The organism is Pedococcus sp. P5_B7 (genome assembly GCF_054049895.1).
In genome coordinates this window covers 893,823-920,026 of sequence record NZ_JBFULM010000002.1, presented here as the reverse complement: position 1 = coordinate 920,026, position 26,204 = coordinate 893,823, and the positions used below count along the sequence as shown (strand labels likewise).

Here is a 26,204-nt window from a genome sequence, read left to right as displayed (position 1 = left end):
CCCACCTGGCGCCGACAGCCGTGTCTAGGCTGGCCGCGTGCCCACCCCAGAGCTGACGGACGGTGACGACCTCGTCCTGCGAGGTCTTCCGGTCGAGGACGACGGCACCTCTGCCTTCGGGGTCGTGTGGGAGGGCGAACAGGTGGGGCGCGTCGAGGTGATCGACGACGGGTCCGGTGACGCCGACCTGATCTGGGCGGTCGTCGCCGAGTACCGCGAGGTGGGCATCGTCGAGCGGGCGCTGCGGCTGGTCGTCGCCTGGACGTTCGCGACGCTCGACGTGGACCGCATCGAGGCACGGGTGCCCGACGCCGACCGGTCCGGGGTCCGGGCGGCGCTGCGCGCCGGGATGCGCAAGGAGGGTGTCGCCCGCGGCGCCCTGGTTGGCCGCGACGAGCGCGCCGACACGATGGTGCTCGCCCGGCTGCGCGAGGACGCCGAGCCCGACAGCCGCGACGGCTTCATCGCACTCCTCAACTCCTCGCTGCCCACCAAGCGCGCCATCGCCCAGGGCGTGTTGCGCGACCCTGCTGGTCGGGTGCTGCTGTGCGAGCTCACGTACAAGGCCGAGTGGGACCTGCCCGGCGGTGTCGTCGACCCCTCGGAGTCACCGGCCGAGTGCGTGGTCCGCGAGGTCAGGGAGGAGCTCGCGATCGACGTCGAGGTCCGCGCCCTGCTCGCGGTCAACTGGCTGCCGCCGTGGCGCGGGTGGAGCGACGCGACCGTCTTCGTCTTCGACCTCGGGGTTGCCGACGACGACCTCATCACGCGGACCACCCTCGAGCGCAGGGAGATCCGCTCGCTGCACTTCGCCCGCGAGGAGGAGTGGGAGCAGCGCGTGGCGCCCTACAACCAGCGCCTGCTCGCCTTCCTCGCCGCCCATGCCGGCCCCACGGCATACCTCGAGGACGGGCTCCCGGCGCTGTGAGGTGAGGTCGCCGAGGTATGCCGCGTGGCGGCCCGACATCGACGCCGGCTCCGTGGTGAGCCGGGCCATTCCAGCCCCCTGTGTGGCATCGTCGCAGGTCAGAGGGCTGGCCGATGTGCATCGCGGGCAGGCGACGGGTACCATCGCGGTGTCATTGGGCCGGGGGAAACCGTAGACACGGAGTGCACCATGACTGACCAGAGCATGCCGCCGCTGACCGCGGACGAGCTGGCCGCCGAGGGCGGCACCGCCCTGCCCGACAAGGAGGTCATCAGCCTCCTCGACCTGAACGCGGACCTCGACATCGGCCTGGACGCCGCTGCGCCCATCGACCTCGCGGTGGCGGCGAACGCCAACGTGGCGGCGCCGATCGACGCTGCGGTCGGTGCGAACATCCTGTCCGTCGGCTCCGAGGCACAGGCCATGGCAGACCAGGGCGTCGTGATCGACCAGGGCATCACTGGCGAGGCCGTGGCCGACGCCGGCCAGGACTCCACCATCGACCAGGCCGCCGAGGCGCCCGTCGCCACGGATGCGCCCGCCGACGCCTCGACGACTCCGACCGGCGGCGCGACCGACGCGGTCACCAGCAACGGTGCGGTGGACGGCAACCTGCTCAACGTCGATGTCGACCTCGCGGCCGACCTCGACCTCGCCGCGCCGATCGCCGGTGCGGTGGCGGCCAACGCCAACGTGGCGGCACCCATCGACGCCGCGGTCGCTGCGAACATCGGGTCGATCGACTCCGACGCCGTGGCCCTGGCCCAGCAGGACGCGATCATCGTCCAGGACATCGACGCCGACGCCAACGCGACGACCGACCAGTCGTCCGACATCTCCCAGTAGTCGGCGCGAGCTGTCGCTGACGTGACTCCCTTCGAGGGGCCGGGCGCCCCCGACGCGCCCAGATTCGCCCACGACGAGGCGACCGCACCCCCACCGACCGGTGGGGGTGCGGCACCCGTGCGGGCCGACGGGGTGCAGCTCCTCGGAGAGGTGCCCGGGTCGGGTTACCGCGTGGCGCCTGCGCTCGTGCGCCGGGGCGACGGCCAGGCGATCCAGCTGACCCCCCTGCTCTACGCCGTGCTGGAGCAGGTGGACGGGCAGCGCACCCATGCCGAGGTGGCCGAGGCCATGGGTGCCGCCCTGGGACGCCAGGTGGCCGAGGCCGACGTGGAGACGCTGTGCGACAAGCTGCGCACCCTTGGCGTCCTCACGAAGGCGGACGGTTCGGAACCCGAGGTCCGGCGCTCGAACCCGTTGCTGGCACTGAGGTTCAGGTACGTCGTGTCCGATCCGGAGGCCACCAGGCGGATCACCGCACCCTTCGCCTGGCTCTTCGCGCCCGTCGTGGTGGTGGTCCTGGTGGCTGCGTTCTTCGCCGTGTGCGGCTGGGTGCTGCTCCACAAGGGACTGGGGTCGGCCACCCACCAGGCGTTCGACCAGCCGGCGCTGCTGCTCACCGTGTTCGCGTTGACGGTCGTCTCGGCGGGTTTCCACGAGTTCGGGCACGCGGCGGCGGCTCGCTACGGAGGGTCGACGCCAGGGGCGATGGGCACCGGCCTCTACCTCGTCTGGCCGGCGTTCTACACCGACGTCACCGACAGCTACCGGCTCGGTCGGGCCGGACGGGTGCGCACCGACCTCGGTGGTCTCTACTTCAACGCCATCGTCGCGGTGGCGATGTTCGGCGTCTGGTGGGGCACGGGCTGGGACGCGATCCTGCTGATCATCGCGACCCAGGTGCTCCAGATGGTCCGTCAGCTGGCCCCGCTCGTGCGGTTCGACGGCTACCACGTCCTGGCCGACGTCACCGGTGTGCCCGACCTCTACCACCGGATCAAGCCGACCCTCGTGGGTCTGCTTCCCCGGCACTGGAACGACCCGGACGTCAAGGTGCTCAAGCCGTGGGCCAGGGCCGTGGTCACCGTCTGGGTCGTCGTCGTGGTGCCCGTCCTGCTGTTCTCCCTCGGGATGATGATCCTGAGCTTTCCCCGCGTGGCGGGGACGGCGTGGGCCTCCGTCGGCCGGCAGTGGGCGCGGCTCGAGCTGCAGCTCGCCGACGGTGACGTGCTCGCTGTCCTGGTGCGGGTGCTGTCGATCGTGGCCATCGCCCTGCCGGTGCTGGGCGTCGTGTTCATCGTCAGCCGCGTCGCCAAGCAGGTCGTCACGGGCACCTGGCGGGCCACCGAGGACCGCCCGGTGCGCCGGGCGCTGGCCGGCGTGCTCGCGCTCGCGGTGGTGGCCGGGCTGGCCTGGTCCTGGTGGCCGCAGCCGGGCACCTACCGGCCGATCCAGGCGTACGAGCGCGGGACGCTGGCCGACGGGGTCTCCAGCGCGCTGCGCTCTGCCACCCCGAGCACGCTGCAGGAGGGTCGGCAGGGTGCCGGCCGAGCGGTGTGGCCCCGCGACGCCGCGCTGCCGACCGCGGAGTCGCCGCAGCTGGCGGTCGTCATGGTGCCCCGAAGGGGCCAGACGGCCGCCGCGGGCAAGGAGCTGCCCACCTGGGTCTTCCCGTTCAACCGTCCGCTTCCGCCGGGTGAGGGGGGCAACCAGGCGATGGCCGTCAACACCAAGGACGGGTCCGCGCTCTATGACGTGGCCTTCGCCCTGGTCTGGGCGGACGGTGACACGGTCGCGAACACCAACGAGGCCTATGCCCTGGCGTCCTGCACGGGGTGCCAGACCGTGGCGGTGGCCTTCCAGGTCGTCCTCATCCTGGGCAAGGCCAACGTCGTGGTCCCCGAGAACGTCGCCGCGGCCGTCAACTACGGCTGCGTCCAGTGCGTCACCCAGGCGCTCGCGACGCAGCTCGTGGTGACGTTGTCCGGCCCCCTCAGCGCGGAGAGCTCTGCCGAGCTCGCGGCGCTGTGGAAGGAGATCTCGGCCTTCGGGGACTCCGTCCAGGGTGTCCCCCTCAGCGAGCTCCAGGAGCGGCTGACCGAGTTCGAGCGCCAGATCCTGGCCATCGTGCAGAAGGACCCCGCCTGGGTGGAACCGACGACGGGCAGCACGCCCACCGGGTCGACGACCACGGGGCCGGCCGGCACGACGTCGCCCACGACGGACGCCGACGGATCCGCGACGGGCGGCGCGTCGTCGACCGGCTCGACGTCGAGCGCCTCCGCGTCGTCGTCGAGCTCGAGCAGCGCGTCGGATCCAATGAGCAACACCGACCCGACTGGGTCCTCGACCCAGCCGACGCAGACCTCGACGCCTACCGCCGAGGACGTGGCGGAGGCCACGGCCACGCCCTGATCGGCCGCTGCGCGGCATACCCTCCAGTGACGTCAGGTATGCCGCGCAGCGCACGGATGGGAGCAGCGAGTGGTCAACGGGGCCAGCGAGTTCGACACGGGGTCAGCGGTTTCGGCACGAGACGGCGAGGCGGGCGTCTATGACTCGGCCCTCGGCGAGGGGTGGCGGATCGGTGGGGGAGTCAACGGCGGAGTGCTGCTGGCGATCGCCGGTCGGGCGCTCGCCGCGGAGTTCGGCACCGCGGACGGCGACCGTCCCGCCCACCCCGACCCGTTGGCGATCAGCGCCTACTACCTGACGCCGGGGGTCCCCGGGCCGGCCACTGTGCGCACCTCCGTCGTCCGCCGGGGCAGGGCGGTGTCGACGGGGCAGGCCTCCCTGCTGCAGGACGACGGGCAGGGCGGCGAGGTGGAGCGGGTGCGCTTCCTCGCGACCTACGGCGACCTCGCCTCGGTCGACAGCGACCTCACGACGTCGGCGCAGCCGCCGGACCTGCCGCCGCCGGACCGCTGTGTCTCGGCGGCCCAGGCACCTCCGGACTTCCTCAAGCACGCGTCCCTGCTGCAGCGGCTCGACATGCGCCTCGAACCGGCCACCACCGGCTGGGCGATGGGCAAGCCGTCGGGCAACGGCGTCATCCGGGGGTGGCTGCGGATGGCCGACGGCCGCGAGCCCGACCCGCTCCTGCTGCTCCTGGCCGTCGACGCGCTGCCGCCGGTCGCGTTCGAGCTGGGTCTGCCGGGGTGGACGCCCACCCTCGAGCTCACGGCGCACGTGCGCGCCCGTCCCGCCCCGGGGTGGCTGCGGGTCAACCTCACCAACCGCACGCTGGCCGGTGGCTTCCTCGAGGAGGACGCCGAGGTCTGGGACAGCGAGGGACGGCTCGTGGCCCTGTCGCGGCAGCTGGCCCGGGCGTCCGCACCACCGTCGGCACGAACCTGACCCCACGAGGTATTGACCGTGACCGAAGGGAGCGGTTCCTCCGCGCACGTCACCCAGGACTGGCGGCTCACCGGCGTCCCGGTGGTTGACACCCGCATCGACCTCTGTGCCTCCTCGACCACGTCATCGAGGCGACGCACGACCTCCACTGACTCGACGACCGGCGCGTCCGTGGGCGCTCGCGACCGCCGGTAGACTCTCGGCCTTGTGGCTCTCACTATCGGAATCGTCGGCCTGCCCAACGTGGGCAAGTCCACGATGTTCAACGCCCTGACCAAGAACAACGTGCTCGCCGCGAACTACCCGTTCGCGACGATCGAGCCGAACGTCGGGGTGGTCCCGCTGCCGGACGCGCGCCTGAAGCGGCTGGCCGAGATCTTCAGCTCCGAGCGCATCCTGCCCGCGACCGTGTCGTTCGTCGACATCGCCGGCATCGTGCGCGGGGCGTCGGAGGGTGAGGGCCTGGGCAACAAGTTCCTCGCCAACATCCGTGAGGCCGACGCGATCTGCCAGGTGGTGCGCGCGTTCGAGGATGGCGACGTCGTCCATGTCGACGGCAAGGTCTCGCCCGAGTCCGACATCGAGACGATCCACACCGAGCTGATCCTCGCCGACCTGCAGACCCTCGAGAAGGCCGTGCCGCGGCTCGAGAAGGAGTCGCGGATCCAGAAGGAGAAGAAGGCCACCCTGGACAACGCCGTGGCGGCTCAGAAGGTGCTCGAGGAGGGCCACACCCTGTATGCCGCGGGCGCGGCTGCCGGGGTCGACCTCGCCGAGGCGCGGGGGCTGGGCCTGCTGACGACCAAGCCGTTCATCTACGTGTTCAACCTCGACGAGGACCAGCTGTCCGACGCCGCGCTGCAGGACTCCCTGCGCGCTCTGGTGGCCCCGGCCGACTCGGTGTTCCTCAACGCCAAGCTCGAGATGGACCTCATGGAGATGGAGCCCGAGGAGGCGATGGAGCTGCTCGAGTCGTTCGGCGCCGAGGAGTCCGGGCTCGACCAGCTGGCCCGCACCGGCTTCCACACCCTCGGGCTGCAGACCTACCTCACGGCCGGCCCCAAGGAGTCGCGCGCGTGGACCATCGGCCGGGGCTGGACCGCACCGCAGGCCGCCGGGGTCATCCACACCGACTTCCAGCGTGGGTTCATCAAGGCCGAGATCGTGTCGTACGAAGACCTCGACGCCATGGGCTCGATGGCCGCGGCCAAGGCTGCCGGCAAGGTCCGGATGGAGGGCAAGGACTACGTGATGTCCGACGGCGACGTCGTGGAGTTCCGCTTCAACGTCTGACCTACTCGATGAGGTGGACCTGCCGGACCTGCAGGTCGCAGGCGCTGCCGAGGGCGCAGTCGCTCTCGTCGCTGGAGCCGGCGACCTTCAGCTTGACGGCCTTGAGCAGGAGGTAGTTGTCCTGGTTTCCTCCGGTCGCCGGCGTCAGCGACGAGGGGTTGTTGGTCGGACCGGCGCACTCACCGGTCATGCTCAACGCGGAGCTGTCCTGTCCGCCGAAGTGGTAGCCGCACACGACGACTCCGAGCAGGGCCTGGACGGGGTAGATGGCGTTGTTGCCGCCGGCGTTCACCACTGCCGACTGGTCACAGGGGGGCACCCCGCAGAACACGGGCAGCAGGATGTGCTTGTGCGAGCTCACCAGGGAGTTCCAGGCCTGCAGGATGGGTGTGCCGCCCAGGTTTCCGCTGTTGGCGCCCAGGCAGGAGCTGGACTTGGCCGGGCAGCTGCCCTCCAGGTAGGTGCGCAGCGCCGAACCGGTGCGAGGGGACTGGTTGGGCACGATCGAGATCGGGTCGGTGCAACCGAACTCGGTCGCCGTGCCCAGGTAGGTGGTGCTGTTGCTGCCTGCCTCTGGGCAGTCGATCGACCACCAGTTGCCGCTGCTGCTGGCGCCGGGGCACATGGAGTTCCCGGTCGATGGGAGCGTCATCTGGAAGACGGTGGACGGCAGCACCGTGGGCAGCTGGCTCCCGCAGACCGCATAGGGCCGCACCCCGATCACCTCGGAGGGAGCGGAGACGATGGCGGTCGCGGGTCGCGCAGTGGAGTACGGGCCGTGGTGACCGAAGACGCCGCCCAGCAGGGTGGGCGTGGAGCCGGCCGACTCGTACCTGACCCGGATGGACCCCTTGGGGGTGCAGGTGGCGCTGTAGCTCGCCTCCGTGCCGCCCGGCCGGTTGTCCTCGCGGATGCTGGACGCGGCGTTCGCCGCCTCAGCGGTCCAGGCGGGCGTGGCGAGGATGGTCGCACAGCTGCCGGTCTTGTCAGCGAAGACGTTGGCGGCCGCCAGAGCCGCGGCGTCCGATGCGGTCTGCAGCTGTCGGGTACTGGCGTAGGACAAGCCGAAGTCGAGGGTGAAGGCCCCGATCCCGACCAGGACCACCATCATCACCGCCACGGTGACCGCGACCGCGCCCCGATCCGACCGTTCGATCCCGAGGCGACCCCGGAGGGCGCCCTTCCTCGGGGCGGCGAGCCCCATCAGGAGGCCCTCGTGGGGAGGGTGGTGGCCGGTCCGGGTGTGGTCAGCGTCGCTGCGGGCGGGGTGGTCGTGGTCGTGCCGGCGCCAGGGGTGCGAGTGGTCCCCGTGCCGCTGTTCTTGGCCTTGCCCGGCGGTGTTGTCTTGCCCGGCTTGGGCGCCTTCGACGTCGAATTGTCCTTGGGCGTCGTCGTGGCGTTCGGCGAGCCGGGGTGGGGGACCTTGGCGCAGTAGGCGGCGATCTTCGCCTCGCCTCCTGCCGCCTCGGCCAGGTTGCGGAAGGCGACCGAGTTGCCGGGCTTGTCCTTGTCCGTGGCCTGGTGGTGGGTCCACGCGTTGCAGAGTCCGAACGCTGCCGGGCCGGACGCGTCGGGGCCGACGGGTGTCCCGGTCTTGTCGGCCTTCGGCCTCGTGGTGGCGCCAGCGGTCGCGCTCGTGGCCACCGGTGTGACCAGCGTCGGATGAGCTGGGCCCATGACACCTGACGCGAAGACGATCGTCGCCACGCCGCCCAGTGCGACCGCGGCACCGGCCGCAGATGCCAGGGTCCTGAGGCCAGTTGCTGAGGAAGTCATCGCGACCCTTCGGGATCGGGGCCGGGCGAAGGCCACGCCATAAGCCGCCATGGCCTGCGCGTATCCGGCCAGCTCGCTGCGTTCGGGCGGCGAGGTGAGTGCGTTCATGGCGTCGGCAACCCGCTGGACCTCGGGGGCGCTCTCGAGGGGACGGTGGCCCTTGAGCACCGAGTCCAGGTCGGCGTCCGAGATCTCGGGCTCGTCGCCGCGGCCGGTGGGGTGGGTGAAATCTGTCATGGCACTGGATGAAGCGCCGTGACCGGCTATTGCGTTACGCCCTGGCTCCGCAAGGTGGCGGCGAGCGCCCGCAGACCGCGGTGGGCAGACACACGGACTGCTCCCGGGCTCTTGCCCAGCATGGCGGCCACGGTCTCCACCGGCAGCCCCGCGATCACTCGGAGCGCCAGCACTTCGGCCTGCACCGGTGGCAGGGTCGAGAGCAGTGCGAGCACCGATCCGGGGCTCAGGTCCTCCACCACCCCGAGGCTGGGGTCGGGGACGGCCCAGGCCTGGTCCTGGGGGTCGCCGAGCACCTCCCGCGGTCGCCGGGACCGGCGCCGTGCGTCATCCAGGGCCCGCCGCCTGGCCGTGGTGAAGACCCAGGCACGCCACTCGATCTCGTTGCCGCGGAACCGGCGAAGGCCCTTGACGACCGACACCCAGGTCTCGGCTGCCAGGTCCTCGGCATTGCGCCCGGGCTCCAGCGACAGGTAGCGCACGAGTCGAGGGTTGAGGTCCAACCACAGGCGTGAGAAGGCCTCCTCGTCACCGGCCTGTGCCCTCGAGAGGAGTTCCGCGAAGTCCTCGCGCACCACGCGGTCAGTATCTGGAGAAGGCAGCGAGTGGAGTGGCGGTTCGCCCACGCCGTCGCCCGTTCGGATGAGTCAGTGATCTGGCGGGAGGACCTCACCTGGTGAACGCTTGGGACAATTGTCCTGTTGGTCGCGGATGTCCTCGCCTGAACGGCTTGGCCTTGCCCTTGCCTTGACCGTTCCTTGACCAAAGCCATACCCGCATCGGCTGGCTACCCCATCCTTCGCCCCAAGGGGGACCGCAGGGGTCGCCCGCGAACGAGGGGACTGCTCATGTTCAGGAAGACTGTGGCTGCGGCCGCGCTGGGGGTCGGGCTGCTGCTCGCAGCTGCCGGGGCGGCATCCGCGTACACGATGGACGCCGGCGGCGTGGGCTGGGTCGGCAAGGGCGAGGTCCAGAGCGCCTACGGCTGGAACAACAAGGCCATGCAGGACAACGTCGGGGGTGTGACGTTCGCCTACGACAGCACGGCCACCTACGAGGTCGTCTGCGAGTTCGACAACCCCGGCGGTCACCACGTCATCACCAACACGAAGCGCTCGTCGGTCAAGGCGACCGTGGGGAGCGACGCCCGCACCAACAGCAGCGGCAAGCAGGGCCCGATGACCGGGTGGTACCTCACCGGCTTCGGTGCGGTCACCTCGACCGGCCAGGCTGTCCCGGCCGTCGGCGACGGGTGCCCCGGCAACAGTGGGCTGGGTGCGATCACCTCGGTGACGCAGACCGGCACCGGCACCGGCGGGCTGTACGCGCTGTGGGGCGGCCAGAGCCGGCTGCTCACCCTCACGGTGGTGACCACGACTCTCTGAACCGACCCGACGTCGAGGACTGGTCGCCTCAGCGCGGGGCCCCGTCACGGGGCCCCGCGCCGTCGTCCAGGGCGGCTCGGACGAGTATCTGCTCGTCCGTTCGGGCAAGGTTGTCCGGTTTCGGCGCAGGCGAGGGTGCCGTCGGCCTAGCGTGGCCGCCACCGAGTGAAAGTGCTTGTCCCTCCTCATGATCCGTCGACTCGACTCCAACTGGCCAGCCCTGGCCGGGTCGATGCTCGCGGCCCTCGCACTTGCGGCCTGCGCTCCTGCCAGTGCCGGTTCCGTCGCGCCCGCAACGTCGACCACCGGGCCGAAGAGCACCACCACCACGCCGCCCCCCGCCGCCACGGCGCACCCCACGACGGCGCCGGTCACCACGGCTGCCCTCCCGTCCACGACCGGTCCCTCGGGCTCCGTCGCGGCGCCGAGCACGCGGCATACCGCGTCGAAAGCCGGGCCCAGTCAGACCGCCACGGTGCGGCCGGGCGCCGCCGTGATCACCCTGGCCACCCTGAGGGTCAAGGGTCGGGCGCCGAGGACCGGCTACGACCGCGACCTGTTCGGGCAGGCCTGGGCCGACGTGGACCGCAACGGCTGCGACACCCGCAACGACATCCTGCGTCGCGACCTCACCGGCACCACCCTCAAGGAGGGCACCCACGGCTGCCTGGTGCTGACCGGCACCTTGGACGACCCCTACACCGGCACGCGGATCGCCTTCGTCCGGGGCAGGGGCACCTCGAACGCCGTCCAGGTCGACCACGTCGTCGCCCTGTCGGACGCGTGGCAGAAGGGCGCCCAGCGGTGGTCGACGCAGACCCGCACGGCCTTCGCCAACGACCCGCTCAACCTCCTCGCGGTCGACGGACCCACCAACCAGCGCAAGGGCGATGGCGACGCCGCCACCTGGCTGCCGCCGCGCAAGGCCGTCCGGTGCGGCTACGTCGCGCGGCAGATCGCGGTCAAGCACCGCTACGCGCTGGCGGTCACCACGGCCGAGCGTGACGCCATGGTCCGGGTGCTCACCACCTGCCCCGGGCAGGCGTTGCCACGCTGACGTCGTCCCGACCACCCTGAGGTCGCGAGACCACGGCGGCCCGGAAATCCTCCGGCGCCCGACTGGGTCGATCTGGCAGATTGACGGGTATGACCGGGTCCGTGTCCACGCAGGTCCCCACGGGCGCGCTCGTCTGGGTGCTGCTGGAGGGAGCCTCCGACGTCGCGGCCGTGCGCGTGGTCGCCGAGCGCGCAGGTCTCTCGCTCGAGGCGCGAGGGGTCGAGCTGGTCGACATGCACGGCGCGACCAACATCCGCCGCCACCTGCTCGACGCGGCGGCAGCCGTCGACAGCCCGCGGGTGCTGGGGATGTGCGACGCCCCGGAGGCGCCCTTCTTCGTCCGCGCCCTGCGCCGGGTCGGGTGTGCCGTGGACGGACCGGAGGACCTGCCCTGGTGGGGCTTCCAGGTCTGCGACCGCGACCTCGAGGACGAGCTGGTGCGCCATCTGGGCGAGGAGGGCACCCGGAGGGTGTTGGAGGAGCTCGGTCTCACCCAGCGGTTCGCGATGCTGACCCAGCAGCCGGCCTGGGTGACGGGCTCCTTCCACGACCGGGTCCACCGGTTCGCGGGTGCGGCCTCGGGGCGCAAGGAGCTGATGGCCGGAGCCCTGGCCGGGGCCCTCGACCTGGACGCGCTGCCGCTGCCGCTGACCGGCCTGCTCGACGCGATCTCCCGGTCCGGACCGACCTTCGAGGAGCTCCGCGGGGCGGCTTCAGCCTCGGATCGGACCGCCGAGGGACGCGGCTGACACCAGAGACCGGTGCCCGGCTCGGCCCGCCCCGATCGCGAGGGATGGCACGCACAGGGACTCCACAGTCACCGCACACCCCGGGTAGAGGGCGGCCCGGCACGGTGGAGCCATGACCACCGCAGCCCTCGCCCCCCGTCCTGCTCCGCTCGCCGCACTCCACGCGCCGTTCCGGCGACGTGGCCACCGCGTCGCTGCCGCAGCGCTCGTCCTCGCCGCTCTCTCCATCCCCGTCACCGGGACGGGCAGCGCGCTGGCCGCCACCCACGCGCCGGCCCACGTCAGGATGGCCGCCGTGGCCGACTCGGCGGTCGGCGTCGTCGCCGTCGGCAAGAACGACGTCTAGTCGGGCTGCCCGGAAGGCCTCTCCACGACGACGAACGTGGCGACACCCACGAGAGGGTGCCGCCACGTCGAGGTCAGATCGGGTCAGGCGTGGCCCACGCCGAACCCGGCCAGCCAGTTCTGGACGACGGGGATGTCGATCCGCTGGAGACCGCCGAGGTAGCGGCAGTTGGACGTGTAGCCGTAGCTGGTCACGGTCACCTGGTAACCACCGTTGAACGACGGGCCACCGGAGTCGCCGAAGCAGGTGCCGCCGCCGCCGCGCGGGTCGTTCTCGTTGCCGTTGACCTGCAGGATCTGCGGCGTGAGCTTCTGGCCCACCTCGTCGGTGACGCGACGGACGATCGGGTAGGACATCGGCGTCGGCTTCTGCGGGCCGGACTCCGCCTGACGGACCTCGGTGCCGTAGCCGACGGCCGTGAACAGCGTCTTGTTCAGCACGTTGGGCGTGTACTTGTCGAGGTAGTTGGTCGGGGCGATCGTCGCGGGCGCGATCCCGGCCACGGGGGCGTCGAGGACGATGACGCCGACGTCGTTCCAGTTCCTCAGATCGGTGAAGTCCGAGTAGCCCGGGTGGGTGTGGGAGGTGCCGCTGAGGAAGCCAGCCGCCGTCAGCTCTGCGGACGTGTAGCCCGCAGCGGGGTTGGCAGCCGCCGGGAGCGGCGACGGTGGGGCCTCGGCCACGACCGACTTGAACGTCACGGCCGTCTTGCCGACCGTGCCGTCGGTGCAGTGCGCTGCGGTGACCAGGACGGTCGGCGACACCAGGGTGGCGCTGCAGCGGAACCGGCCGGTGCCGTCGTAGAAGGCGATCATGCCCACGTTGGGGTGGCCGTTGCCGTCGAGGTCACCCCCGGTGATGGCTGATGCGGCGAGGGTGGTGCCCCCGACCATGGCGGTGCTGATGCCGAAGACGGCCAGCGCGCGACGAAGCTTCATGCGGACTCCCTACAGTCTGGTCACCCCCGTGGGCGACCAGCGCATTCAAACCCCTCGGGGGTCACCTGTCCAGAGTCATCGGGGGGATCTTCTGCGCGTATGCCGCGTGCTCACCACCGCGGCGACGTCTGCCGGCCGAGTTCCCTCAGCCGGGTGGGAACCAGGAACGCCTCAGACCTGGGTGCCGACGAGAGCGCCGATCGCATAGGTCACCAGCATCGCGACCAGACCGCCCGCGATGTTGCGCAGCACGGCCGGCCGCACGGGCGCCCGGCCCAGACGGGCACTGCCCCAACCGGTGAACGCCAGCGCCACGACGACCGCCACGGCGGTGACCCAGATCCTGGCCCCGGCAGGGGGCAGCAGGATGGCCAGCAGCGGCAGGAGGGCGCCGAGGGTGAAGGCCGACATCGAGGCCCAGGCGGCGTGCCACGGGTTGGTGAGCTCGTTGGGGTCGATGCCCAGCTCGGCCTCGGCGTGGGCGCCCAGTGCGTCGTGCTCGGTCAGCTGGCGGGCGACCTCGGCCGCGAGGTCGGGGGTCAGCCCCTTGTCCTGGTAGATCTGCGTCAGCTCCTCGAGCTCCTCCTCCGGCATCTCGCGGAGCTCACGCTTCTCCTTGGCCAGCAACGCCTTCTCGGTGTCACGTTGGGTGCTGACCGACACGTACTCGCCGGCCGCCATGCTCATCGCCCCGGCGGCGAGGCCGGCGATGCCGGCGGTCGCGATCGTCGAGCGCTCGACGGTCGCCGCCGCGACCCCGATGACGATGCCCGCCGTGGAGACGATGCCGTCGTTGGCGCCGAGCACGCCGGCGCGCAGCCAGTTGAGCCGGGCGCCGATGCCCTGATCGTGCTGTTCGCCGTCGTGGGGCTCCACCTGCGTCACTGCCTCAGCCACCGGCGGTCGCCCCCAGACGGGCGGCCGACTGGGCCACCCGGTGGGCGAGCTCGATGTCGAGCTGCGTCAGCCCGCCCTCGGAATGGGTGGAGAGCACGAACGTGACTGTGCGCCAACGGATGTCGATGTCGGGGTGGTGGTCCATGTCCTCGGCCTCGACAGCGACCTCGTCGACCAGCCGGATCGCCGTCGGGAAGTCCGGCGCCTCGTAGCTCGCCCTGATCTCGTCACCCTCGCGGGTCCACCCGGGCAGGTCGCCCAGCTGGCGCCCGATCTCCTCGTCGGTCAGCAGTCGGCTCATGACCCCAACTCTGGCAAGGAAGTCCACGCCTGTCATCGAAGCCCAGCCTCACCTCACTCGCCCCCAGAGACAGGTATGCCGCGTGCGCTCGGTGCGCACGCGGCATACCAGTCGTCGTGGTGGGGCTCAGAGAGCCTCGGTGACGGAGGCCGGGCCCATGAAGTCGGTGTCGACACCGTGGTCGCTCTGGGACGTGAGCTGGGCCTTGACCTCGTGGGTCTTCAGCTCTCCGGCAGCGATCTGCTCGGCGAAGTGACAGGCCACGCGGTGGCTCGCCGGCACGCCGTCGATGTCGATGACCCGCAGCTCGGGGCGCTCGGTGTCGCACCTGGTCTCCTGCCGCCACGGGCAGCGGGTGTGGAAGCGACAGCCCTTCGGCGGGTTCGCCGGGGAGGGCAGGTCGCCGGTGAGCAGGATGCGCTCGCGACGGTCCTCGATGAGGGGGTCCGGCACGGGCACCGCGGACATCAGCGCCCGCGTGTAGGGGTGCAGCGGCTTGGTGTAGAGGTCCTCCGCGTCGGACTCCTCGACGAGGGCTCCGAGGTACATCACGCCGATCCGGTCGCTGATGTGCCGCACGACGGCCAGGTCGTGGGCCACCACCAGGTAGGTGAGGCCGAACTCGTCCTGGAGCTCCTCGAGCAGGTTGATGACCTGGGCCTGCACCGACACGTCGAGCGCCGAGACGGGCTCGTCGGCGACGATCAGCTTGGGGTTCACCGACAGGGCCCGGGCGATGCCGATCCGCTGGCGCTGGCCGCCGGAGAACTCGTGCGGGTACTTCTTGAGCGCCGCGACGGGCAGCCCCACGGCCTTGAGCAGGTCACGCAGCCGCTGGCTCGCCTGCTTGGAGTCCTTGGCGAGGCCGTGCGCCTTCATACCCTCGAGCAGGAGGGACTCCACGGTCTGGCGCGGGTCCAGGCTGCCCATCGGGTCCTGGAACACCATCTGGATGTCCTGCCGCTTGTGGCGCAGCTCCTCGCCCTTGAGCGAGGCGATGTCGACCCCCTCGAAGTCCACCGAGCCGGCGGTGGGCGGCTCGAGGTTGAGGATGGCGCGGCCGAGCGTGCTCTTGCCGCAGCCGGACTCGCCGACCAGGCCGTAGGTCTCGCCCTTGCGAATCTGGAGGTCCACCCCGTCGACCGCGTAGACGTGTCCCACGGTCTTGTCGAAGATGACGCCCTTGCGGATCGGGAAGTGGACCTTCACTCCCTTGACGTCGACCAGGATCTCGTCGCTGATGGTCATCGGGTCACCTCCACGGGGTTGTGACAACGGAGCGCTCGCGACCCGTCCTCGACGAACTCAGGCGTGCGCTGGACGCACACGTCGATCGGCTGCGAGCAGCGCGGCGCGAAAGCGCACGCGTTGGCCCAGGGCAGATTGTCCGACACCGACCCCGGGATCGGGGTGAGCTTCTCGCCGCGCGACCCGTCCAGCCGGGGGATCGAGGCGAGCAGGCCGTGGGTGTAGGGGTGTCGCGGAGTCGCGAACAGCGGGTGGCGGTCGCCGCGCTCGACGATCCGCCCGGCATACAGCACGTTGACCCGGTCCACGAGGCCGGCGACGACGCCGAGGTCGTGGGTGATCATCACCAGGGCGGTGCCGTTCTCCTCGACCAGGTCCTTGAGCAGCGCCAGGATCTGCGCCTGGATCGTCACGTCGAGGGCAGTCGTGGGCTCGTCCGCGATGAGCAGGCGCGGCTCGCACGCCAGCGCCATCGCGATGAGCGCGCGCTGTCGCATGCCACCCGACAGCTGGTGGGGGTAGTCCTTGAGACGCCGGACCGGGTCGGGGATGCCGACCTTCTCGAGCATCTCGCGCGCCAGGGGCGTGGCCGCCTTGCGCGACAGCCCCTTGTGTCGCTCGAGGACCTCGGTGACCTGGAGGCCGATCGGCACCACGGGGTTCAGCGACGACAGCGGGTCCTGGAAGATCATGCCCAGGTCGCGACCTCGCCGGTCACGCATCTGTTCGCGGGACTGGGTCAGCAGGTTCGCCCCGCCGTAGAGGACCTCGCCCTCGACCTTGACGCCGCGCTGGGGGAGCAGTCCCATGATGGCCAGGGACGTGACCGACTTCCCGCAGCCCGACTCGCCGACCAGGCCGACGGTCTCTCCCGGACGGACGTCGAAGCTGACGCCGTCGACGGCGACGAAGGGCTTCTCGCCCTGTCGGGTGAAGGTGACGCGCAGGTCGCGCACCGACAGGAGGGGTTCCTCGCGGTTGCCTCGGGTCTGGACGTTCTCGATGGTCTCGGTCATGCGACGACTCCCTGAGGAAACGAGCGACGGAGGAGCAAGGAGGCCCGCGGGTCCCACGCTCTGCGTGGGCAGGGCGAGGAGCTTGGCCAGTGGAGCTCGGTCATGGTCGCCCTACCTCCTGCTCTTGGGGTCGAGGGCTTCGCGCAGTGACTCACCCATGAGGGTGAATCCGAGCGCGACGACGATGATGCACAGCGCCGGCCAGACGGCCAGGGCCGGGTTGTCGAAGATGTTGTTCTGCGCCTTGCCCAGCATCTGGCCCCACTCCGGCTGGCGGTCGTCGGGGTTGCCCAGGCCGAGGAAGGACAGCGCGGCGGCGTCGATGATGGCGCCGGCGATGACCAGGGTCGCCTGCACGATGACCGGGCCCAGGGAGTTCGGCAGCATGTGCCGGAACACGATGGCCGACTTCTTCACCCCCAGGGCTCTCGCCGCAAGGACGTGGTCGCTGGCGCGCTGGGCCAGCATGGAGCCGCGCAACAGCCGGGCGAAGATCGGCACCTGCACGGTCGCGATGGCGATGATGACGGTCCACTGGCTCGGCTGCGACGCGAGCGCGGCGATGGAGACGGCGAGCAGCAGCGACGGGATCGACAGCATGACGTCGACGATGCGCATCACCAGCGAGTCGACCCACCCCCCGAAGGCGCCGGCGAGGACGCCCAGGGACAGGCCGCCCATCAGGCCGAACAGCGTGGCGAAGACACCGACGATGAGGGTCTGGCGGCTGCCGACGATGAGGCGCGACAGCACGTCGCGGCCGGACGTGTCGGCGCCCAGCGGGAACCCGGGCTCGGCTCCGGGCACGGGGTTGCTCTGCGGCCGGACCTTGTCGAGCAGCAGGCCCTTGGTGGGGTCGTGCGGGGCGATGAGGGGGGCGAAGATAGCCAGCAGGATGAAGGCGAGGGTGATGCCGGCGCCGAGCAGGAACACCGGGTTGCGGCGCAGTCGGCGCCACGCGCTCGCGATGAGCGAGACGCCGGTGCTCTCCTCGATGTGTCCTGCGTCGTCGACGGTGACGGTCGCCGTGCCGCCGGCGCTGGCGGCCAGGTCGTCGATCCGGTTCTTCTTGTTCGTGGGATCCAGGGGGTTCGGCACTGGGGTCACCTCGTCCGCACTCGGGGGTCGATCACGGCATACGCGATGTCGACGAGAAGGTTGATCACGACGAACGTGATGGCCGCCATGAGGATGCACACCTGGAGGACGGCGTAGTCGCGCTTGGTGAAGGCCACCGCGACCGCCTCACCGATGCCGCCCCATGAGAACACGCGCTCGGTGAGGACGGCGCCCACGAGCAGGCCGCCGGTCTGCAGCCCGATCGTCGTGACGACGGGGAGCAGGGCGTTGCGGAGGATGTGCCGACCGCGGATGACCTTCTTGGTCAGGCCCTTGGACTCGGCGGTGCGCACGTAGTCCTCGTCCATGACGTCGAGCACCGAGGCACGGGTGATGCGGAAGATCACCGCGAAGGGGATGGTGGCCAGGGCCAGGCTCGGGAGCAGCAGGTGCTTGAGGGCGTCCCACGCCGCATCCCACTCGCGAGTCAGCACGCCGTCGAGGACGAAGAAGCCGGTGATGCGCGTGGCGTTCAGGCTCGGGTCCTGGCGACCGGAGACGGGCAGCCAGTGCAGCTGGATGGCGAAGAAGTACTTGAGCAGGAAGGCGAGGAAGAAGACGGGGACGGCGACGCCGATGAGGGACCCGACGACCGAGAGGTTGTCGAACGACGAGGCCCGGCGGCGGGCGGCCATGTAGCCCAGCGGGATGCCCAGCGCGATCGCGAACAACAGGGCGAAGAAGCTCAGCTCCAAGGTGGCGGGGAAGCGCTGGATGAAGACCTGCATGGCGTCGACACCTGGCTGGACCCCGGTGCTGGAGCCGAACTGGCCCTTGGCAGCACGCTTGGCGAACTCCCAGTACTGCACGTAGATCGGCTCGTCGAGGCCGAGGGCCTTCTCGAGGGCGGCGCGGCGCTCGGGGGTCGCCTTCTCGCCGAGGATGGCGGACACCGTCCCGCCCGGGAGGCTGCGCAGCCAGAGGAAGACCAGCAGGGACAGGACGAAGACCACCCCCACCATCTGCAGCAGCCTTCGCAGGATGAATCTCAGCACGGTGGCTCAATCTCCTTCACTGGCGGTCGGGATGACCGGAGTCGATCACGTCCGACGACCGTCCACAACAGAACGACGCTATTACATGACTGTGGCCGTCCCAGCGATTCTGCTGGGACGGCCACAGTCCTAGGAAGAGCTGTCCGAGGCGAACCTCAGATCTACTTGTTCACCGTGACCGTCGAGAACGTCTCCGCGGTCAGCGGGCTGGCCACGAGGCCCTTCAGCTTGCTGCTGACGACCAGGGCCGGCGGGGAGTGGCTGATCGCCAGACCCGGGAGGTCCTGCTCCATGATCTCCTGGTTCAGCTTCTCGTAGGCGGTGGCGCGCTGGCCCTCGTCCACGATCGCGTCCGCAGCCTGGAGGTCGGCCGACAGCTTCGCGCCGTACGACGTCGCACTGGTGTGGAAGTCGTTCGTCTTGAGGCTGCCGAAGAAGGTCCCGATGAAGTTGTCGGGCGAGTTGTAGTCACCGGTCCAGCCGAGCAGCCACGCGTCGTAGCCACCGTTGTCGACCGTGTCGAGGTAACCACCGTTCCACGGCTTGGTGACGACCTTGACCTTGATGCCGACCGCCTCGAGGTCGCTGCGCAGCGCCTCGTAGATCTTCTGCGGGTCCGGCATGTACGGACGCGACACCTCGGACGGGTAGGCGAACGTCAGGGTCATGCCCTCGGCGCCGGCCTCCTTGAGGAGAGCCTGGGCCTTGGCCTTGTCGTAGCCATAGGGCTGCAGCTCCTTGTTGTAGCCGGCCACGGTCTCGGGCATGAACTGCGTCGCCACCGTTGCGCCCTCGGGCAGCTGGGTCTTGACCAGCTGGTCACGGTTCAGGGCGTAGTAGAGAGCCTGACGGACCTTCAGGTCCTTCAGCTTCGGGTTCTTGGCCGGGTTGAGGCCCATGTAGAGGATGTTGAAGGCGGGGCGCACGAGGACGTTGTTGCCCGAGTCCTTCAGACCCTTCCAGTCGGCCGGGTTCGGGAGGTCGTAGCCGTCGATGCTGCCGGCCTCGAGCTCCTGGCGACGGGTGCTCTCGTCGGGGATGATCTTGAACACGAGCTTGGCCGTCTTGGCCTTCTCGCCCCAGTAGGCGTCGTTGCGCACGAGCGTGACCGTCTTGTTGGCCTCGTCGAACTTGTCGAGCTTGTAGGGACCGGTGCCGACCGGGTTCTTGGAGTAGGCCGGGTAGCCGAAGCCCTCGCCCTGCTTGGTGACGTTGTTGGCGTCACCGGCCTTGAGCGCCTTGGGCGACTGCATGGAGAACGAGTCCAGCGACAGCGCCGTCGGGAACTTGGACGTCGCACGGCTGATCTTGATGACCGCCGTCATGTCGTCCTTGGCCGAGCAGCTCTGGTAGAGCGCGTTGGCGGCGTCGGACTTGAACGCCCCCATCACGTCTGCCCAGTAACCAGCCGGGCCGCCCTGGGCGACCGTGTTCTGGTCGAACATGCGCTCCATGTTGTAGCAGACGGCCTCGGCGTTGAACGCCTCGCCGTCCCAGAACTTGACGCCTTCGCGCAGGGAGAAGGTCCACTCCTTGCCGTCGGCAGAGGCCTCCCACTTGGTGGCCAGCTCGGGCTCGATGTCGGCGGTGCCCGGCTTGATGCCGACCAGGCCTTCCATCATCTGGCGGGTGACCCGGAAGGTCTCACCGTCAGTGGCGTAGAAGGGGTCGAAGAGCTCCGGGGCGCCGGCGGCGCCGAAGGTGATGGTGTCCTTGACGTCTCCACCGCCGCTCGACGCATTGCCGTCGGAGGTTCGGTCGGACTGGGCACAGGCTGCCAGCGTGAGGGCCAGCGTCGTCGCCAAGGCGACGACCGGGGCCGCCTTCCGCGTGAGCTTCATGTATACCTCGCTTGATGTGCGATCTTTGGTCGACCCGGTCGGGCGCCAAGGGTGGTGCTGGGTGGTGCTCCTCCGCAGGAAGAAAGCGTGCGCAATCCTTCTGCGGTTGTCGGCAGACCCTAGCGAGAACTGCGGTCGCTGGACCCGTGCGCCGCGGAAATTAACAAAAGTGAGACACATGTCCGAAATGGCAGCAGGACCGGTCCGCGAGGTCGTGGGCGCCGCGGTCGTCGACGACCTGGCCCGCCCCACGCGACTGCTGGCCGCCCGGCGCACCGAACCGCCCGCGCTGGCGGGTGGCTGGGAGTTCCCGGGCGGCAAGATCGACCCCGGGGAGCTGCCCGAGGAGGCGCTGCACCGCGAGCTGCGCGAGGAGCTCGGCGTGGCGGTGACGCTGGGGGAGCGGGTGCCCGGACCGCTCGAGGGTGGTCGGTGGCCGCTCGGTGAGTCATGGGCGATGACCGTCTGGTTCGCGACGGTCACCGCCGGTGAGCCGGCCCCGATCGAGGACCACGACGAGCTGCGCTGGCTGGCTGCCGACGAGCTGTATGCCGTGCCCTGGCTTCCGGCGGACCTCCCCATCGTCGACGCGATAGCCCCCCTCCTGCACTGAGTGAGCGCCATCAGGCTCAATCGACCCCAGGTGGCACCGAATGCGCTCACTCGGTGGTGAGTGGACGGCCGGGTGGGCTGCCTGCACGGCCAGCCACGCGGCATACCGGCGTGTGGGTGTGCTCACGCGGGCAGGCGCGCGTGGTCAAGGCGTGCTCGAAAGCCTGAGACAATGGTGCTCATGCCTATGAAGACCCGCGGTGACATCCGCAATGTCGCCATCGTTGCCCACGTCGACCACGGAAAGACCACGCTGGTCGACAAGATGCTCTGGCAGGCCGGTGCGTTCGGCGAGCACCAGCACGTCGACGAGCGGGCGATGGACTCCGGCGACCTGGAGCGCGAGAAGGGGATCACCATCCTCGCGAAGAACACCGCCATCCACTACGCCGGCAAGGCGGCCGCCGAGGCGGGTCTGCCCGACGGGGCGACGATCAACATCATCGACACCCCCGGCCACGCCGACTTCGGTGGCGAGGTCGAGCGCGGTCTGTCCATGGTGGACGGCGTCGTGCTGCTGGTGGACGCGTCTGAAGGCCCGCTGCCGCAGACCAGGTTCGTGCTCCGCAAAGCGCTCGCCGCGAAGATGCCCGTGGTCCTCTGCATCAACAAGGTCGACCGTCCCGACAGCCGTATCGCGGAGGTCGTCGACGAGGTCTACGAGCTGTTCATGGACCTCGACGCCGACGAGCACCAGATCGAGTTCCCGATCGTCTACGCCTCGGCCAAGAACGGCCGCGCGTCGATGAACCGCCCCGAGAACGGCGGCCTGCCGGACGCCGAGGACCTCGAGGCACTCTTCGAGACGATCCTCTCCACGATCCCCGCGCCGGTCTACGACGACGAGGCGCCGCTCCAGGCCCACGTCACGAACCTCGACGCCTCCAACTTCCTCGGCCGCCTCGCCCTCCTGCGCGTGCACAACGGCACGATCCGCAAGGGCCAGCACGTCGCGTGGTGCAAGGTCGACGGCACCGTCGAGCGGGTCAAGATCACCGAGCTGCTGATGACCGAGGCGCTGGAGCGCAAGCCCGCCGAGTCGGCTGGCCCCGGCGACATCATCGCCATCGCCGGTATCCCGGAGATCATGATCGGGGAGACCCTCGCGGACGCCGAGAACCCCATCCCGCTGCCCGTCATCACGGTCGACGAGCCGGCCATCTCCATGACGATCGGCACCAACACCAGCCCGATGGTGGGTCGCGTCCGTGGGTCCAAGGTCACCGCGCGCATGGTCAAGGACCGCCTCGACAAGGAGCTCATCGGCAACGTCTCGCTGCGCGTGCTCCCCACCGAGCGCCCCGACGCCTGGGAGGTGCAGGGTCGAGGTGAGCTCGCCCTGGCGATCCTCGTCGAGCAGATGCGGCGCGAGGGCTACGAGCTGACCGTCGGCAAGCCGCAGGTGGTCACCCGCGAGGTCGACGGCAAGACGCACGAGCCGGTCGAGCGCCTCACGATCGACACCCCCGAGGAGTTCCTCGGCCCGATCACCCAGATCCTGGCCACCCGCAAGGGCCGCATGGAGCAGATGACCAACCACGGCACCGGCTGGGTCCGGATGGAGTTCCTCGTGCCGTCGCGCGGTCTCATCGGATTCCGCACGCTCTTCCTCACCGAGACGCGCGGCACGGGCATCGCCCACCACGTGTTCGAGGACTACGAGCCGTGGTTCGGCCCGATCACGACCCGCACCAGCGGCTCGCTCGTGTCCGACCGCACCGGTGTCGTGACGGCCTACGCCATGGTGAACCTCCAGGAGCGCGGGACGCTGTTCGTCGACCCGACCACGGAGGTCTACGAGGGCATGATCGTCGGCGAGAACTCGCGCGCCGACGACATGGACGTCAACATCACCAAGGAGAAGAAGCTCACCAACGTGCGCGCCTCCTCCTCGGACAACTTCGAGAAGATCGTGCCGCCACGCAAGCTGAGCCTCGAGCAGTCGCTCGAGTTCTGCCGCGAGGACGAGTGCGTCGAGGTCACCCCCGAGGCGGTCCGCATTCGCAAGGTCGAGCTCGACCAGACCATCCGCGCCCGTAGCGCCGCCCGGGCGCGCAACGCCTGAGGCGTGCGGCCCTCGATGCAGGCCCTCCGACCACGGAGGACCACGGTCCTGGCCGTGGGCGCAGCGACTGCTGCGCTCACGGTGTCGGCCTGCACCGGCACGGCCACTGACGGGTCCAGTGACGCCGGCCCGGCTGGTCAGCTGACCGTCCTGTCCCTGGGGCCGGTCGCCACCTGGGACCCGCAACGGATCTCGACCCCGCAGGACATCGCGTTCGCGGGCCGGGTGTTCATCCGCACGCTCACGGCCTTCCCCGCCGGCGCCGATGCCGCCCGGCAGCGCGCGGTCGAGGGCGACCTGGCCACCACGGGCGGCGCCGTGGACACCACCCTGAAGCGGTGGTCCTTCACGCTGCGTGACGGCGTGAGCTGGCAGGACGGGTCGCCGGTCACCTGCGACGACGTGCGTTACGGCATCTCCCGGTCCTTCGCCGACCCGTTCGCGTCAGAGGGGCTCAACTTCCCGCTGGCCTACCTGGACATCCCGCGCAAGGCCGACGGGTCGTCGGTCTACGAGGGGCCGTTCGCCAAGGATGCCAAGGGCCAGGCGGCGTTCGACAAGGCAGTGTCCTGCGAGGGCACGACGGTCACGTTCAGGCTCAGCACGCCGATGGCCGACTTCAACCAGGTCGTCGCGCTGCCGGTGTTCGCCCCGGTCAAGCAGTCGCAGGACAAGGCCGCAGACGGCACGTATGCCGTGTTCTCCAACGGCCCCTACCAGCTCAAGGATGCCTGGAACCCCAGTGCGGGCGGCACCTTCGAGCGAAATCCTCGCTGGGACAAGGCTTCTGACCCGATCCGGCAGGCGAAGCCCACCTCGATCGACTACGTCGAGGGCACAGAGTCGCAGACCGCGGTGCAGCAGGTCATCAACGACGCCGGCGTCCACCGTCGTGCGGTCACGCTCGACTCCGCGCCGCCGGCCATGCAGCAGCACGTCCTGACCGACGCGCCCCTCAAGGCCCGATCGGTGAACCCGTCGGCCCAGTTCGTCGACTACCTCGCGCCCAACGTCAGCACCGGCGTCATGCGCAACCCCAAGGTCCGCCAGGCACTGGCCCTCGCGACCAACCGGGAGGGCTACGTCAACGCCCTCGGCGGGGCGAGCGCGGCCACCGAGGCATACTCCCTCATCGGCCCGGCTCTGCCCGGGCACACCGACTCCGATCCCGTGGGCGCTGGTCCAACGGGGGACGCCGGCGCGGCGAAGGCAGCCCTGCAGGAGGCCGGGCTGACGCTGCCGGTGAAGATCCGGGTGTCCTACCGCTCGACGCCCACCGCCGACAAGGCCATGGCCGCGCTCGTGAACGGTTGGGAGTCGGCCGGCTTCACGGTTTCCCTCCAGCCGATTGAGCAGGACTACTTCGCCGAGGTGTCCAAGCCGACCCGCTCCGCCCAGACCGACGTCTTCTGGGCCAACTGGGCGCCCGCCTGGCCGTCGGCCTCGACCGTCATCCCCCCGTTGTTCGACAGCCGCCTCAACCTGTCCGACAGTGGCAACGGCCGTGACTTCGGTGGCTTCGTCGACTCCGCGGTCAATGCCGAGATCACCCGCATCGGCACGCTGTCCGACGCGACCGCCCGCGCCGACGCGTGGAACCGGCTCGACGCGTCGCTGGCCGAGCGTGGCGTGTTCGTGGCGCTGGCCCAGCGCAAGGCCCTGTTCGTGGCGGGCAGCTCGGTGACCGGCCTGTCGGCCAACGAGGCACTGGGCGGGTTCGTCGACCTCGCGGCCGTGGGTGTGGAATAGCGACGTGAGCCCCCAGCCCGAGAGCCTGTTGTTCGTCCATGCCCACCCGGACGACGAGACACTGACTGCGGGCCTCACCATGGCCCGCTACGTGCGGGACGGCCACCGGGTGCACGTGCTGACCTGCACTCTCGGGGAGGAGGGCGAGGTCATCCCGCCCGAGCTGGAGCACCTCGACGCCGCCCACGACGACGTCCTGGGCGCCCATCGCCTCGAGGAGCTGCGGGCCGCGATGGCTGCCCTCGGCGTCACCCACGAGGTGCTGGGCGCGGACCCCGCCGCGGGTGCGCTGTCGCGCTACCGCGACTCCGGCATGGCCGGCACGCCCAGCGCGGCGAACCCCGACGCGTTCTCGAACGCCGACGTCGACGAGGCGGCGGCGCTCGTCGCCGACGAGCTGAGGCGCCTGCGCCCGGGCGCCGTGGTGACCTACGACGAGCACGGTGGGTACGGCCACCCCGACCACGTCCAGACCCACCGCGTCACCTGCGCGGCCGTCGCCTCCCTGCCTCCCGAGGAGCGACCGGCCCTGTATGCCGTGCTGGTGCCGCAGTCGTGGGCGCGCCAGGACCGCGAGTGGCTGGGGGACCACCCTCCGACCGGCACCGGGTGGAAACTCCCCGACCCGGACGGTGACTACCCACCGTCGGTCGTCGCCGACGAGCTGGTGACGCACGAGGTGGTCAGCCCGGAGCTGGTGCCGGTGCAGGCCGCGGCCCTGCGCGAACACGTCACGCAGGTGACCGTGGCGGAGTCCGGTGACGTCTATGCACTGTCCAACGACATCGCCGCCCGGATCCCGGGCCGCGAGGGCTTCTCCCGCCTCGACCCGACCACGGGCCTGCTCGCGCCGTCCGACGCGCAGGCGAGCGGGCGGCATACCGACCTCTTGGGCGGTGACCGGTGAGCCCCGCCGACGCTCCCCTCCCGATGTCGGCCGACGACGGTGCCGTGGCACCGGCAGCGCCGGTGGACGGCGACCAGTTCCGCCTGGCCATGGGACGGTTCGCCACCGGTGTCACCGTGCTGACCACCTTCAGCGCTGGTCACGACCACGCCATGACGGCCAACGCGCTGACCTCGGTCTCGATGGACCCGTTGCTGGTGCTGGTCTGCGTCGAGGTCGACGCACGCTTCCACGACGCGATCGTCGAGTCGGGGGTCTGGGGCGTCAGCGTGCTCGGCGCCGACCAGCGAGCGGTCGCCCAGTGGCTCTCCACGCAGGGACGGCCGTTGCACGGGCAGCTGGACCGCATCGCGCACCACCGCGGCAGCGCGACTGGGGTGGCCCTCCTCGACGACGCCCTGGCCACCCTCGAGGTGCGGACCACGGCGGTTCACCCCGCCGGTGACCACAGCATCGTGGTCGGCGAAGTAGTCTCGCTGGCGAGCACCGAGCACCCCGCAGATGCGCTGGTGTACTACCGAAGCCGATACCAGGCGCTGAAGTGA

At 70.4% G+C, this 26,204-nt stretch carries 26 protein-coding genes; 15 read left to right on the top strand and 11 right to left on the bottom strand.

Going from position 1 to position 26,204, the window contains the following annotated elements; all coding sequences use genetic code 11:
• Positions 1-37 precede the first annotated feature (37 nt).
• The 6 genes from ACXJKD_RS07230 to ychF all read left to right on the top strand — a co-directional run bounded on the left by ACXJKD_RS07230 (position 38) and on the right by ychF (position 6,421).
• Entirely contained in the window at positions 38-928 is an 891-nt protein-coding gene (locus ACXJKD_RS07230; protein ID WP_457253798.1) for an NUDIX hydrolase, read from the top strand.
• 189 nt (positions 929-1,117) lie between these two features.
• Positions 1,118-1,774, top strand: coding sequence for a peptidoglycan-binding protein (locus ACXJKD_RS07225; RefSeq protein WP_457253797.1), 657 nt, complete (start codon positions 1,118-1,120; stop codon positions 1,772-1,774).
• Positions 1,775-1,795: 21 nt separating this feature from the next.
• A complete protein-coding gene (locus ACXJKD_RS07220) occupies positions 1,796-4,186 on the top strand; it encodes a hypothetical protein (RefSeq protein WP_457253796.1) in 2,391 nt (796 codons plus the stop codon).
• A gap of 69 nt (positions 4,187-4,255) precedes the next feature.
• Positions 4,256-5,128, top strand: coding sequence for a thioesterase family protein (locus tag ACXJKD_RS07215; RefSeq protein ID WP_457253795.1), 873 nt, complete (start codon positions 4,256-4,258; stop codon positions 5,126-5,128).
• Between the two features lie 18 nt (positions 5,129-5,146).
• Entirely contained in the window at positions 5,147-5,323 is a 177-nt protein-coding gene (locus ACXJKD_RS07210) for a hypothetical protein (RefSeq protein ID WP_457253794.1), read from the top strand.
• A 12-nt stretch (positions 5,324-5,335) separates the two neighbouring features.
• On the top strand, positions 5,336-6,421 hold the full coding sequence (gene ychF, locus ACXJKD_RS07205) for a redox-regulated ATPase YchF (RefSeq protein WP_457253793.1): 1,086 nt from the start codon (positions 5,336-5,338) through the stop codon (positions 6,419-6,421).
• A gap of 1 nt (position 6,422) precedes the next feature.
• On the opposite strand, the gene ACXJKD_RS07200 is transcribed toward ychF, so the two are convergent.
• From ACXJKD_RS07200 to ACXJKD_RS07190, 3 genes are read right to left on the bottom strand one after another with little or no spacing between them, the layout of a single operon-like run.
• Positions 6,423-7,625, bottom strand: a complete 1,203-nt coding sequence (locus ACXJKD_RS07200; RefSeq protein WP_457253792.1) for a pilus assembly protein TadG-related protein — start codon at positions 7,623-7,625, stop codon at positions 6,423-6,425.
• On the bottom strand, positions 7,625-8,434 hold the full coding sequence (locus tag ACXJKD_RS07195) for a hypothetical protein (protein WP_457253791.1): 810 nt from the start codon (positions 8,432-8,434) through the stop codon (positions 7,625-7,627). Before ACXJKD_RS07195 ends, ACXJKD_RS07200 begins: the two co-directional genes overlap by 1 nt.
• A 26-nt stretch (positions 8,435-8,460) precedes the next feature.
• Positions 8,461-9,012 (bottom strand): RNA polymerase sigma factor, encoded by a 552-nt coding sequence (locus tag ACXJKD_RS07190; protein WP_457253790.1) that lies wholly within the window; start codon positions 9,010-9,012, stop codon positions 8,461-8,463.
• 270 nt (positions 9,013-9,282) lie between these two features.
• Between ACXJKD_RS07190 and ACXJKD_RS07185 the strand changes: the two genes are divergently transcribed.
• The 4 genes from ACXJKD_RS07185 (at position 9,283) to ACXJKD_RS07170 (ending at position 11,971) form a co-directional block, all read left to right on the top strand.
• A complete protein-coding gene (locus ACXJKD_RS07185; RefSeq protein WP_457253789.1) occupies positions 9,283-9,819 on the top strand; it encodes a hypothetical protein in 537 nt (178 codons plus the stop codon).
• Positions 9,820-10,006: 187 nt separating this feature from the next.
• Positions 10,007-10,876 carry an HNH endonuclease family protein gene (locus tag ACXJKD_RS07180; RefSeq protein WP_457253788.1) on the top strand — a complete coding sequence of 290 codons (870 nt, stop codon included), beginning with the start codon at positions 10,007-10,009 and terminating at the stop codon, positions 10,874-10,876.
• Positions 10,877-10,965: 89 nt separating this feature from the next.
• The gene (locus tag ACXJKD_RS07175) at positions 10,966-11,625 is read left to right on the top strand and encodes a TOPRIM nucleotidyl transferase/hydrolase domain-containing protein (RefSeq protein ID WP_457253787.1); all 660 of its coding nucleotides are present in this window, start codon (positions 10,966-10,968) and stop codon (positions 11,623-11,625) included.
• Positions 11,626-11,737: 112 nt separating this feature from the next.
• Positions 11,738-11,971: a hypothetical protein gene (locus ACXJKD_RS07170; RefSeq protein ID WP_457253786.1), complete on the top strand. Its 234-nt coding sequence runs from the start codon at positions 11,738-11,740 to the stop codon at positions 11,969-11,971.
• An 83-nt stretch (positions 11,972-12,054) separates the two neighbouring features.
• Here ACXJKD_RS07170 and ACXJKD_RS07165 read toward each other — a convergent pair whose 3' ends face one another.
• The 8 genes from ACXJKD_RS07165 to ACXJKD_RS07130 all read right to left on the bottom strand — a co-directional run bounded on the left by ACXJKD_RS07165 (position 12,055) and on the right by ACXJKD_RS07130 (position 20,326).
• Complete coding sequence (locus ACXJKD_RS07165; protein WP_457253785.1) at positions 12,055-12,909, bottom strand: trypsin-like serine protease; 855 nt, start codon at positions 12,907-12,909, stop codon at positions 12,055-12,057.
• A 171-nt stretch (positions 12,910-13,080) separates the two neighbouring features.
• The gene (locus tag ACXJKD_RS07160; protein WP_457253784.1) at positions 13,081-13,806 is read right to left on the bottom strand and encodes a VIT1/CCC1 transporter family protein; all 726 of its coding nucleotides are present in this window, start codon (positions 13,804-13,806) and stop codon (positions 13,081-13,083) included.
• A complete protein-coding gene (locus ACXJKD_RS07155) occupies positions 13,799-14,107 on the bottom strand; it encodes a 4a-hydroxytetrahydrobiopterin dehydratase (RefSeq protein ID WP_457253783.1) in 309 nt (102 codons plus the stop codon). Before ACXJKD_RS07155 ends, ACXJKD_RS07160 begins: the two co-directional genes overlap by 8 nt.
• A gap of 126 nt (positions 14,108-14,233) precedes the next feature.
• Positions 14,234-15,355 (bottom strand): ABC transporter ATP-binding protein, encoded by a 1,122-nt coding sequence (locus tag ACXJKD_RS07150; RefSeq protein WP_457253782.1) that lies wholly within the window; start codon positions 15,353-15,355, stop codon positions 14,234-14,236.
• Complete coding sequence (locus tag ACXJKD_RS07145; RefSeq protein WP_457253781.1) at positions 15,352-16,371, bottom strand: ABC transporter ATP-binding protein; 1,020 nt, start codon at positions 16,369-16,371, stop codon at positions 15,352-15,354. Before ACXJKD_RS07145 ends, ACXJKD_RS07150 begins: the two co-directional genes overlap by 4 nt.
• A 111-nt stretch (positions 16,372-16,482) precedes the next feature.
• The gene (locus tag ACXJKD_RS07140; RefSeq protein ID WP_457253780.1) at positions 16,483-17,478 is read right to left on the bottom strand and encodes an ABC transporter permease; all 996 of its coding nucleotides are present in this window, start codon (positions 17,476-17,478) and stop codon (positions 16,483-16,485) included.
• Positions 17,475-18,485 (bottom strand): ABC transporter permease, encoded by a 1,011-nt coding sequence (locus ACXJKD_RS07135; RefSeq protein WP_457253779.1) that lies wholly within the window; start codon positions 18,483-18,485, stop codon positions 17,475-17,477. Before ACXJKD_RS07135 ends, ACXJKD_RS07140 begins: the two co-directional genes overlap by 4 nt.
• Positions 18,486-18,646: 161 nt before the next feature.
• Positions 18,647-20,326, bottom strand: coding sequence for an ABC transporter substrate-binding protein (locus tag ACXJKD_RS07130; RefSeq protein ID WP_457253778.1), 1,680 nt, complete (start codon positions 20,324-20,326; stop codon positions 18,647-18,649).
• 178 nt (positions 20,327-20,504) lie between these two features.
• Here ACXJKD_RS07130 and ACXJKD_RS07125 point away from each other — a divergent pair, with 178 nt between their 5' ends.
• The 5 genes from ACXJKD_RS07125 to ACXJKD_RS07105 all read left to right on the top strand — a co-directional run bounded on the left by ACXJKD_RS07125 (position 20,505) and on the right by ACXJKD_RS07105 (position 26,204).
• Positions 20,505-20,939, top strand: coding sequence for a (deoxy)nucleoside triphosphate pyrophosphohydrolase (locus ACXJKD_RS07125; protein ID WP_457253777.1), 435 nt, complete (start codon positions 20,505-20,507; stop codon positions 20,937-20,939).
• Positions 20,940-21,119: 180 nt separating this feature from the next.
• Positions 21,120-23,003, top strand: a complete 1,884-nt coding sequence (gene typA / locus ACXJKD_RS07120; protein ID WP_457253775.1) for a translational GTPase TypA — start codon at positions 21,120-21,122, stop codon at positions 23,001-23,003.
• 54 nt (positions 23,004-23,057) lie between these two features.
• Entirely contained in the window at positions 23,058-24,752 is a 1,695-nt protein-coding gene (locus ACXJKD_RS07115; RefSeq protein WP_457253774.1) for an ABC transporter substrate-binding protein, read from the top strand.
• A 4-nt stretch (positions 24,753-24,756) separates the two neighbouring features.
• Complete coding sequence (mshB, locus tag ACXJKD_RS07110) at positions 24,757-25,659, top strand: N-acetyl-1-D-myo-inositol-2-amino-2-deoxy-alpha-D-glucopyranoside deacetylase (protein ID WP_457253773.1); 903 nt, start codon at positions 24,757-24,759, stop codon at positions 25,657-25,659.
• Positions 25,656-26,204 carry a flavin reductase family protein gene (locus ACXJKD_RS07105; protein ID WP_457253772.1) on the top strand — a complete coding sequence of 183 codons (549 nt, stop codon included), beginning with the start codon at positions 25,656-25,658 and terminating at the stop codon, positions 26,202-26,204. Before mshB ends, ACXJKD_RS07105 begins: the two co-directional genes overlap by 4 nt.